Here is a 10232-nt window from a genome sequence, read left to right as displayed (position 1 = left end):
GGGGGTGCGATTCACCAACTTCCCACCGCCTGACCTGTCGCTCACTCACGCCGAGATGTTTGGCAATTGCCGCTTGCGAATGATGTTGACGAGCTGCTGCGAGGTATTCCAACGCGGCAGCATCATTAAGGGTGCTTAGTGGGATGTTCATAGGGTAATCATACCGGACAAAATGTCCGGTAACCATCCCCCAGATAAATAACCAGTAATCGAACGGTCTGTCATACAAAGGCCACGTCCAGAAACGCCAGCGAAAAGACTCCGCAGACGCCAATTCACGACTTGACATTTCGCTTCTCATGTTGTCACTTGAATTGAGTGCAACAACAGCTACAGGCTCAAAGGGAAAAGCTGATGCAACAATTTGCCACGATCAAGGTGCGGTTGCTCAATGAGCCAAGCAAGAAACTGAAGAAGTGACTCGGTAGCCTTCACCAGTGGTCTTCAAATTTGAGCGTTTAAGGATTGCCGCGGATACCGAATAGCTCGCATCTGCCGAAAAGTGCCTTGCTACCGCATACCTCAAGAACCAAATTGGGCAAATCGTCCTAGTCGACTGTTCGCGAAGTTAACCATTTTTAACCACATATCATGTAGTTAAAAAATTAAACAGTTTAGGTGCACCAGATGCAGCAGCCGCCTAAAGTGATGGTCGATGGTGTTGTGCTCATACGATGCTCCTGGATGGTGGGGGTGAGAACGCAAGAAGGCAATTGGCGGGACTAGGTTGCAAGCCCGTCAGCGCCATCTTATGCAATGCGGCGGGCGAAGCTGCGCGCAAGGCAGAAGGCCCTCCGGACCGCTGCTCCGGATTTGACACCCGGGGGGACCGTCGCTACATTAATAACCAACCAGTCATTAATTTTTATGTCCCCGCACCCCGAGATTGTCGACGCCCCATGCGCAGTGCGTGCCAAACGCGAGCGCCGCAAAGACGCCCGCCCTGGTGAATTGCTGAGCGCTGCCATGGAGTTGTTTGTCGAAAAAGGTTTTGCCGCCACACGCGCCGAAGAGGTGGCTACGCGGGCCGGCGTCTCCAAGGGAACACTGTTTCTGTATTTCAGCAGCAAAGAAGAACTCTTCAAGGCTGTTGTCAGGGAGAACATCTCCGGCCGCTTTGCACAATGGAGCGCCGAGATGGATTCCTTTTCGGGCAGCAGCGCCGAACTCCTGCGCTGCTGCATGCTGGCCTGGTGGGATCGCGTTGGCTCGACCAAAGCAGCCGGCATTTCAAAACTGATGATGAGCGAAGCAGGCAACTTCCCGGAACTTGCCGACTTTTACCGAAATGAAGTAGTAAAACCCGGCAACGCATTGATTCGCCGGGTGCTCCAGCGCGGCATGGACTCCGGCGAGTTCCGGCCGGTGGATTTGGAGTACGGCGTGTATTTGGTGCTGGCGCCCATGATGTTCCTGACGACGTGGCGGCACTCGCTGGGACACTTCGTTGCGCCCCAGACCGAGTTGGATCCGCTGGCTTACTTCAATACCCACATCGACAACCTGTTGCTGGGCCTGTGCAACCAGGCGCCCCTGCGCCAATCCGAAACACCCTGACCGGAACACCCTAACGCCATGAAACTCTGGATGAAATGGACCTCTGCAGCGCTCGGCCTGGCCATTGTGGCGGGCGTCGGACTGCGCCTGGCTGCGACCAACCAGGCCAAAAAAGCCGCCCTCGAAAGCCAGCAGGCCGCACTGCGTGTGCCGGTGAGCCTCGAACTGAACGCGGCCGATGTGGTGAGTGCGCGCACCGTGGAACTGCAACGCACTTTGCCGGTGTCCGGCCCCATCAAGGCGGTGAGTTCGGCGTTTGTCAAAGCCAGGGTTGCCGGAGAGCTGCAGGGCTTGACTGTGCGCGAAGGCGACATGGTCAAAGCCGGCCAGCTGTTGGCGCGGGTAGACACCACCGAATACCAGGCCCGCACGCGGCAGGCGCAGCAGCAGGCCGAATCTGCCAAGGCCCAGGTCGACATTGCGCGGCGCAGTTTTGATAACAACCGCAAGCTGGTCGACCAGGGCTTCATCTCGCAGACCGCGCTGGAATCATCTAGCGCCTCGCTGGCAGCGGCAGAGGCGTCCTACCGGGCGGCCTTGGCGGGTGTTGATGTGGCTGCCAAGTCGCTGGAGGACACGGTTTTGCGCGCGCCCATCAGCGGGCAGGTGTCGCAGCGGCTGACCCAGCCCGGTGAGCGGGTGTCTGTCGACGCGCGGGTGCTGGAAATCGTCGACCTGAGCCGCCTCGAGGTGGAGGCCAGCATGGCAGCGGCCGACTCATTGGGCGTCAAAACCGGTCAGACGGCGCGCCTTTCGGTAGAGGGATCTGCGCAGGTGCTCATTTCCCGGGTCGCCCGCATCAACCCCACTGCCGTGGCCGGCAGCCGTTCGGTGCTGGTCTACCTGAGTGTGAGTAACCCCGAAGGACTACGGCAGGGCTTGTTTGCCCAGGGCGCATTGGCCGTGGGTGAAACGCGTGCCCTGGCCCTGCCGGTGAGCGCGGTTCGCGCCGACAAGCCCCAGCCCTATGTGCAGTGGCTGCAAGACGGCCGAGTAGCCCACCAGACGGTGGAGCTCGGTGAGCGCGGTGAGGTGAACGGTGTGGCCATGGTCGCTGTCCAAGGCATTGCCGAAGGCGCACCGGTATTGTCTGGGGCGGTAGGTGCCTTGCGCGCCGGCACCGCTGTGAAAACCTCCGCAGGTAGCAACTGATGTGGTTCACCCGCGTAAGCCTTCAGAACCCGGTTTTTGCCACCATGGTCATGCTGGCCCTGGTGGTGCTGGGCCTGTTTTCGCTACAGCGCCTGCAGGTTGATCAGTTTCCCAACATCGACTTCCCCGTCGTGGTGGTAGTTACCGACTACCCCGGCGCGTCGCCCGAGATCGTGGAGAGCGAAGTCTCGAAAAAGATCGAAGAAGGCGTTAACTCGATTGCCGGCATCAACGCGCTGACCTCACGCAATTACGAAGGCCAGAGCGTAGTGGTGATTGAGTTCGGCCTGCACATCGACGGACGCAAGGCAGCGGAAGACGTGCGCGAGAAGGTGGCCGCCGTGAAACCGCTGCTGCGCACCGAAGTGAAAGAGCCGCGGGTGCTGCGATTTGACCCGTCAGCACGGGCCATTTGGTCGGTGGCAGTGCTACCCGACAACGGCGCTGGCGCCAAAGCCAGGAGCGCAGTGGAACTCACCAACTGGGCGGAGCAGACATTCAAGAAGCGGCTCGAGAATGTCCGCGGCGTGGGTTCGGTGACGCTGGTGGGCGGTACCAAGCGCGAGATCAACCTCTACCTCAATCCGCAGGCGATGGAGGCGTTCGGCATCACACCGGACCAGGTCACCAGCGCGGTCGCGGCCGAAAACCAGGATCTACCGCTGGGCACCATCCACTCGCTCCAGCAGGAGCGGGTGATTCAGATTCAGGCCCGCATGCAGCGCCCCGAGGACTTCGGCCGCATCATCGTGGCCCGCAAGAACGGCACGCCGGTGCGCCTGGACCAGGTGGCCCGTGTGGACGACGGGGCGCAGGAGATTGAAACCCTGGCGCTTTACAACGGCCAGCGCACCCTGCTGCTCAATGTTCAAAAGTCTCAGGACGAAAACACAATTGCCGTGGTCGATGGCCTGGTGAGGGCCATGACGGACATGCAAAAGCTCCTGCCCGCCGGCGTTCGGCTGGAGCCGATTACCGATGGCTCTCGGCAGATTCGCGTGTCGGTGGACAACGTGCGCCGCACGCTGATAGAGGGCGCCGTACTCACCGTGCTGATCGTCTTCCTTTTCCTGAACTCCTGGCGCTCCACCGTCATCACCGGCTTGACCCTGCCGATTGCGCTGATCGGCACCTTTTTGTTCATGAACATCTTCGGCTTCACGGTCAACATGATCACGCTGATGGCGCTGTCCTTGTGTGTGGGCCTGCTGATTGATGATGCGATCGTGGTGCGGGAGAACATCGTGCGCCATGTGCAAAGGGGCAAAAACGCCTACCCGGCCTCGCTCGAAGGCACGCAGGAAATCGGACTGGCTGTGCTGGCGACCACGCTGTCCATCGTGGCGGTATTCCTGCCGATTGGCTTTATGGGCGGCATCATCGGCAAGTTTTTCCATGAGTTCGGCATCACCATCGTGGCGGCGGTGCTGATTTCGATGTTTGTGAGCTTCACGCTCGACCCCATGCTCTCCAGCGTCTGGCACGACCCCAGCATTGAGAGCCAAGGCAAACGCCACGCGCCACGCAGCCTGTACGACAAAACCATCGGCCGTATTACCGGCTGGTTCGACCGTGGCACCGAGGCGCTGGCAGAGGGCTACCAGAGCATCCTGCGCTGGGCCCTGGCCCACAAGCTGGCCACGGTGTTGGCCGCGCTCGGCATTTTTGTGGCGAGCATTGTGATGGTGCCGCTCCTGGGCACCGAATTTGTACCCAAGGCCGATTACTCCGAGACCACACTCACCTTCAACACGCCGGTGGGCTCCTCACTTGAGGTGACCGAGGCGCGGGCACGGCAGGTGGAGGCTGTGATCCGCGAGTTTCCTGAGGTGCGCTACACGCTGACCACCATCAACACTGGCAACGCGCAAGGAAAAATTTACGCCAGCATTTACATCCGTCTGGTCGACCGCAAGTCGCGCAGCCTGAGCGTGGACCAGATGTCGGTCCAGCTGCGTCAGCGGCTGCGCAATGTGGCAGGCATCACCGTGACGCACGTGGGCCTGCTGGACTCGGTAGGTGGGCAAAAGCAAATTCTTTTTTCGATTCAGGGCGCGGATATCCCTGAACTCGAACGCCTGACCGCCCGGGCCATCAACCGCTTGCGCGATGTGCCGGGCCTGGTAGACCTGGATTCCAGCGTCAAGCCCAATAAGCCGACTCTGAATGTAGAAGTTCGACGCGATGCGGCCTCCGACCTCGGGCTGAACGTGGCCCAGATTGGAAGCGCACTGCGCACCCTGATTGCCGGCAAGACCGTGGGCACCTGGCGCGCCCCGGATGACCAGACCTACGATGTGAATGTGCGTCTGGCGCCCGAAGCGCGTAACGCGACCGAGGACTTGCAGCGTCTGCCCTTCGCCGTAGGTGCCAACGCAGACGGCAGCACCCGCGTCGTGCGGCTCAATCAGGTGGCCCATGTCACCGAATCCACCGGCCCCAACCAGATCAACCGCCGCGACCTGACGCGCGAAGTCTCCATCAGCGCCAATGTATCGGGCCGATCGGCGGGCGAGGTTTCGGCCGACATCCGGGCCGTGATGGACAGCCTCAATCTGCCGCCGGGCTACAGCTACAAGTTCAGCGGCTCCACCAAAGACATGGCCGAGGCCTTCAGCTACGCCATCTCGGCGCTGGTGCTGGCTGTAGTGTTCATCTACATGATTCTGGCGAGTCAGTTCAAGAGCTTTCTGCAGCCGCTCGCGCTGATGACTGCGTTGCCCCTCACGCTGATCGGCGTGGTGCTGGCACTGATGATGTTCAACTCGACGCTCTCGATGTTTTCGGTCATCGGGGTCATCATGCTCATGGGGCTGGTCACCAAAAATGCGATTCTGCTGGTGGACTTTGCCATCCGCTCCCGCGAAGACACCGTGGCACCGGACGGGCGCACCGTGCCCGGCCTGCCTCGCGCAGAGGCCTTGCTTTTGGCGGCCCGCGTGCGGCTGCGGCCGATTCTGATGACGACCCTGGCCATGATTTTCGGCATGGTGCCGCTGGCCTTTGCCTTGACCGAGGGATCCGAAGTGCGCGCCCCCATGGGCCAGGCGGTGATTGGTGGGGTCATCACCTCCTCGCTGCTTACGCTGGTTGTGGTGCCGGTGGTGTATTGCTACATGGACGATCTGGCCCAATGGGCTCAGCGCATGTGGCATAAATCAGCAACCACCGGCCGGTAAAATTTTGGGCAACCGAGTAACTTGAACAAAGGAAACCCTGCCATGCACATGCACCAAGCCCGCTTCAACATGATTGAGCAACAAATCCGCCCCTGGAATGTGCTCGACCTTCAGGTGCTGGACCTGCTGGGCCACATGCAACGCGACGCGTTTGTGCCGCCGGCTCACAAGAGTCTGGCATTTGCTGATATCGAGATTCCCCTGCCGGCCGGCCAGTGCATGCTGGCGCCGCGCCTGGAGGCCCGCCTTTTGCAAGACCTGGCAGTGCAGCCGCACGAGTCGGTGCTCGAAATCGGCGCGGGTTCCGGTTATATGGCGGCTCTGCTGGCCCACCGTGCCCGCCACGTGCTGACGCTGGACATCGAGCCGGAGCTGGCCGATATGGCCCGCGGCAACATCACCCGCGCCGGCCTTGGCAACGTGACTGTGCGCCACGCCGACGGCTCGCGTCTGAGCGCGTCGGAGGACAGCTTTGATGTCATTTTGCTCAGTGGATCTGTCGGCCTCGTCCCGCAAGACCTGCTGCAGCACCTGAATGTCGGTGGCCGTCTGGCGGCTATCGTAGGCGACGAGCCGGTCATGCAATGCACCATCGTCACCCGCACAAGCGCAAGCGACTTCCGCACCTCGGCCACCTGGGAAACCGTGGTGCAGCGCCTGCAGGGCTTTGCAGAGCCCGAGCGCTTCCAATTCTGATTTCTCCCACTGAAAGCCCCTCATGCACCGCCAATCCTCCCCACTTCTGCGCTTGTTGCCGCTTGCACTGGCCTTGGCCGGTGCGTTTTCCGCCTCCGGCGCAGCAGCACAGAGCCTGCAGGACCTCTACACAGCGGCGCGCGGCTTTGATGCGAGCTACCAGTCAGCCAAGAGCCAGTTTGACGCCACCGTGGCCAAAGCCGAGCAGGCCCGGGCCTTGCTGCTGCCCACAGCCAACCTGGCTCTGGGCGCCAGCAACACCAGCCAGGACATCACCAGCGGAGCCACTAATCGCAATTTCAGCTTTGACAGCCAAAACGTCACGGTTAGCGCCTCCCATCCGCTCTACCGCCCGGTCAACAAGGCCGGCTACGAGCAGGGCATGAAGCAATTTGAACTCGCCCGGGCCCAGCTGCTCGCAGCCGAACAAGACCTGATCGTCAAGGTGGGGCAGGCCTACTTTGATGTGCTGGCGTCCGCCGACAGCCTGGCATTTGTCAAAGCCCAGAAAACTGCGGTGGCCGAGCAGCTGGCTTCCGCCAAACGCAACTTCGAAGTCGGCACTTCGACTATCACTGACACGCGCGAGGCGCAAGCCCGATTCGACCTGGTGGTGGCCCAGGAGTTGGCAGCTGAAAACGACCTGCGGGTCAAGAACATTGCACTGAACCAGCTGGTGGGCTTGCCCAACGCAGTGCCTAAGTCACTGGCAGTGCCGGTCGTGCTCGCCCCACTGACACCGGCCGACCCCGAAAGCTGGGTACAGCAGTCGGCAAGCCTTCACCCCGCATTGGTGCAACTGCAAATTGCGTTGGATGTTGCCAAGCTGGAAACCGAAAAAGCCGAAGCCGCGAACAAGCCGACCGTGGACCTCACAGGCAGCTACACCTTAGGCAACAGCCAGCGCGGCACCTCCACCGGACCCACCAGCTCCGACACCCGCAGCAACGTGGCAGTCGTGGGCGTGAGTTTTAACTACCCGTTGTTCAACGGCTACTCCGTCCAAAACCGCATCAAGGAGACATTGGCGCTCGAAGACAAAGCCCGCACCGACCTCGAAGCCAGCCGCCGCACCATTGCGCAAGGTGTGCGCACCGCGTTTTTCGGGGTGCTGAGTGGTCAGGCCCAGGTCAAGGCCTTCGAGGCGGCCGAGGAGTCCAGCCAAAGCGCCTTGGACGCCAACAAATTGGGCTATCAGGTGGGCGTGCGCATCAACATCGATGTGCTCAACAGCCAAAGCCAGCTCTACGACACCAAGGCCAAGCTGGCCAAGGCGCGCTATGACGTACTGCTAGGCGGGTTGAAGCTGAAGCAGGCGGCAGGAATTCTCAAGGCTGAAGACCTGGCCCCGGTTAACAGCCAGCTGGCGAACTGATTCAGCCCCGCTGGAGCAATGCGGCCACTTCGGTGGCCGTTTTCATGGCAGCGCCCCGGTGGGCAGCGCCCAGCCCCAAGGCGGCGTCGTGCATGAGCTGCAGGCTGGCGGGCTGGCTGAGCGTCGCCAATGCGCGTGTCCATGCATCGGCCATGTCTGCGCAGGAAACTGCTGCTCCTGCCCCACAGGCCAGTGCGGAGGCCTCGGTAAAGTTAAATACATGCGGCCCCATAAACACTGGCACGCCGCAGGCTGCGGCCTCAATCAGATTCTGCCCCCCCAGCGGCGCAAAGCTTCCGCCCAGCAGCGCCACATCGGCCATACCGAAATACAGCGCCATCTCGCCCACCGAGTCGCCCAGCCATACGTCTGCCGCCTCCGGCGCGCCCGCCCACCGACTGCGCCGGCTCACCGACAGGCCGACACTGCGCAATAAGGATTCCACCTCGTCAAAGCGCTGCGGGTGGCGCGGCACCACCAGTAGCTGCACCGCGTCTGTCCCGGGAGTACTTTTTGCTATAGTTTTAAGAGCTATGCGCGCAGTATCCACGGGCATAAATGCCATTTTTCGCTTCAAAATATCGGCCAGCATCTGCTCCTCACCCTCACGGGAGCTGGCAAACATCAGCACCGGGCGGCCGGCGGCCGCGCGCCAGGCACGCCCTTGTGCGAGCAAACCGGCGTCGGGCGCTGCGTCAAACTTGAAATTTCCCACCACGCCCCGCACCGGCGCGCCCATCGCACGCAGGCGCAGCGCATCAGCCTCGCTCTGTGCCCACACAGCGCGCAGGCCCGCATAGGCGGGCGCGGCCAGCCATCGCAGGCGCCGTGACTGGCGCCAGGTTTTATCGCTCATGCGCGCGTTCACCAGGCACAAGGGAAGCCCCGCCCGCGCACAGCCGGCCACCAGGTTGGGCCACACCTCGGTTTCCATGAGCAAACCCACGTCCGGCTTGAACTGCGCCAAAAACTGCGCTACCGCAGCCGGCGTATCCCAAGGCTGCCACACCTGCACATCGCCCGGCAGCAGCAGAGCCCGGCCGGCCGCGTGCCCGGTGGCTGTGCCATGGGTGAGCACCAGCCGCATCCCCGGCACGCGGCTGCGCAGGCGCTCGAGCAGAACGCCGGCGGCAAGGGTTTCGCCCAGCGACACGGCATGCAGCCACACCACCGGTGCATCTGCCGCCGCCCCGCGCCGCCATGCCGCAAAGTCGTAGTGGCCGAAGCGCTGATCCATCCGCTCGGCATAGAGCGGCTCGGCCCGCGCGCGGCGCGCCAGCTTGCGGCGCAGCAAGGGTTGCGCGGCGCGCATCAACAGGGAATAGAGCCACAGCATCATGGGAAATTCAGTGCCCTACCTCGGGCGAGTGGCTGGACACACATTGGTTCATGACCGGAGTGGCCAGTCCCTCCCAGGCAGCCCACACCGCCTCAACATCCGGATAGGGCGCTGCAAACACGCTGCATTGGCGCGCGGGATGACCCCGCGCATCCAGCGCTGCCGGCCCGGTGCGCCAAGCGGTGTCGAAGTTGTAAATTTGCACATGGGACAAGTCCAGCGCCACCGCGATATGGCTGACCCCGCTGTCCACACCCACCACCCCGGCGCACCCGGCCAGGGTGTCGGTCAATACGTCAAGGCCCACCGCGGGCAACACCCAGGCGCCTTCTAGCGCTGCGGCTATGGCCTGGCTGGTGGCCAATTCGCGAGGGCCGGCGTGCGGCAAGGCCACGCCAAAGCCGGCCCGCTGCAGGCGCTGCGCCAGCGCAATCCAGTTCGCAAGAGGCCATTCTTTATCGGCTCGCGAGGTGCCGTGCACCAATGCGACCCAGGACCGCCTTGGCACGAATGGATTGTCAGCACGACCCTGGTGCGGGGGCAGTGGCGGCGTGACTCCCTCGCCACGCCCCACCAGACCAAAGCGCAAGGAGTGAGACGGCGTGTACCCCAGCGCACCCGCACACAGCAATCGCCCGCGCTGCACCGCGTGCACATGCGGCTCCAGCCGGATGGCAGTGTCGGCCACCCAGCGCGTGGGCGCCTCATAGCCCGAGCCTTCCGTCTGGTTGGCCATGGCGATGCGGCGCCCCCCGGGTGTTGTGCGGGCCAGCCACGCCACCAAGGCAGACTTGCTCAGGCCCTGCAGGTCAATCACTGCGTCATACGACTGCGTCTGCAGATCGGCCTTGAAACTGCGCCACGCTGCGCGGGTAGCGGCGGCAAAGGGCTTTTTGCTCCAAGCGCGCAGGTCACAAGGAATGACCCGCGCAAC

8 protein-coding genes are annotated in these 10232 nt (G+C 62.4%); 5 read left to right on the top strand and 3 right to left on the bottom strand.

Going from position 1 to position 10232, the window contains the following annotated elements:
- On the bottom strand, positions 1 to 289 hold a 289-nt coding region (locus Q0O05_RS09690), incomplete at its 3' end, for a helix-turn-helix transcriptional regulator (RefSeq protein WP_293662517.1).
- A gap of 578 nt (positions 290 to 867) precedes the next feature.
- Here Q0O05_RS09690 and Q0O05_RS09685 point away from each other — a divergent pair.
- The 5 genes from Q0O05_RS09685 to Q0O05_RS09665 are packed head-to-tail and all read left to right on the top strand — an operon-like array spanning position 868 to position 7959.
- Positions 868 to 1557 carry a TetR/AcrR family transcriptional regulator gene (locus Q0O05_RS09685; RefSeq protein ID WP_293662515.1) on the top strand — a complete coding sequence of 230 codons (690 nt, stop codon included), beginning with the start codon at positions 868 to 870 and terminating at the stop codon, positions 1555 to 1557.
- A gap of 18 nt (positions 1558 to 1575) precedes the next feature.
- Entirely contained in the window at positions 1576 to 2709 is a 1134-nt protein-coding gene (locus Q0O05_RS09680) for an efflux RND transporter periplasmic adaptor subunit (protein WP_293662513.1), read from the top strand.
- Complete coding sequence (locus tag Q0O05_RS09675) at positions 2709 to 5888, top strand: efflux RND transporter permease subunit (RefSeq protein WP_293662511.1); 3180 nt, start codon at positions 2709 to 2711, stop codon at positions 5886 to 5888. The genes Q0O05_RS09680 and Q0O05_RS09675 overlap by 1 nt, the downstream gene beginning before the upstream one ends.
- A 42-nt stretch (positions 5889 to 5930) precedes the next feature.
- Positions 5931 to 6584, top strand: a complete 654-nt coding sequence (locus Q0O05_RS09670; RefSeq protein WP_293662509.1) for a protein-L-isoaspartate O-methyltransferase — start codon at positions 5931 to 5933, stop codon at positions 6582 to 6584.
- A 22-nt stretch (positions 6585 to 6606) separates the two neighbouring features.
- Entirely contained in the window at positions 6607 to 7959 is a 1353-nt protein-coding gene (locus tag Q0O05_RS09665) for a TolC family outer membrane protein (RefSeq protein ID WP_293662508.1), read from the top strand.
- Between the two features lies 1 nt (position 7960).
- Here the strand turns inward: Q0O05_RS09665 and Q0O05_RS09660 are convergent, their stop codons facing one another.
- Positions 7961 to 9298 carry a 3-deoxy-D-manno-octulosonic acid transferase gene (locus Q0O05_RS09660; RefSeq protein ID WP_293662507.1) on the bottom strand — a complete coding sequence of 446 codons (1338 nt, stop codon included), beginning with the start codon at positions 9296 to 9298 and terminating at the stop codon, positions 7961 to 7963.
- 7 nt (positions 9299 to 9305) lie between these two features.
- Positions 9306 to 10232 (bottom strand): lipopolysaccharide heptosyltransferase I (waaC, locus tag Q0O05_RS09655; protein WP_293662505.1); only part of this gene is annotated, 927 nt, incomplete at its 5' end.

It is taken from the genome of Rhodoferax sp. OV413, from assembly GCF_945881795.1.
GTDB lineage: Bacteria > Pseudomonadota > Gammaproteobacteria > Burkholderiales > Burkholderiaceae_C > Allorhodoferax.
This window is presented reverse-complemented; position numbering and strand designations above follow the sequence as displayed.

Excerpts from the sequence above, each read along its gene's own strand:
- Q0O05_RS09660 (WP_293662507.1), bottom strand. The coding sequence starts at position 9,298 with ATGATGCTGTGGCTCTATTCCCTGTTGATGCGCGCCGCGCAACCCTTG.
- Q0O05_RS09675 (WP_293662511.1), top strand. The coding sequence starts at position 2,709 with ATGTGGTTCACCCGCGTAAGCCTTCAGAACCCGGTTTTTGCCACCATG.
- Q0O05_RS09685 (WP_293662515.1), top strand. The coding sequence starts at position 868 with ATGTCCCCGCACCCCGAGATTGTCGACGCCCCATGCGCAGTGCGTGCC.
- Q0O05_RS09670 (WP_293662509.1), top strand. The coding sequence starts at position 5,931 with ATGCACATGCACCAAGCCCGCTTCAACATGATTGAGCAACAAATCCGC.
- Q0O05_RS09680 (WP_293662513.1), top strand. The coding sequence starts at position 1,576 with ATGAAACTCTGGATGAAATGGACCTCTGCAGCGCTCGGCCTGGCCATT.
- Q0O05_RS09665 (WP_293662508.1), top strand. The coding sequence starts at position 6,607 with ATGCACCGCCAATCCTCCCCACTTCTGCGCTTGTTGCCGCTTGCACTG.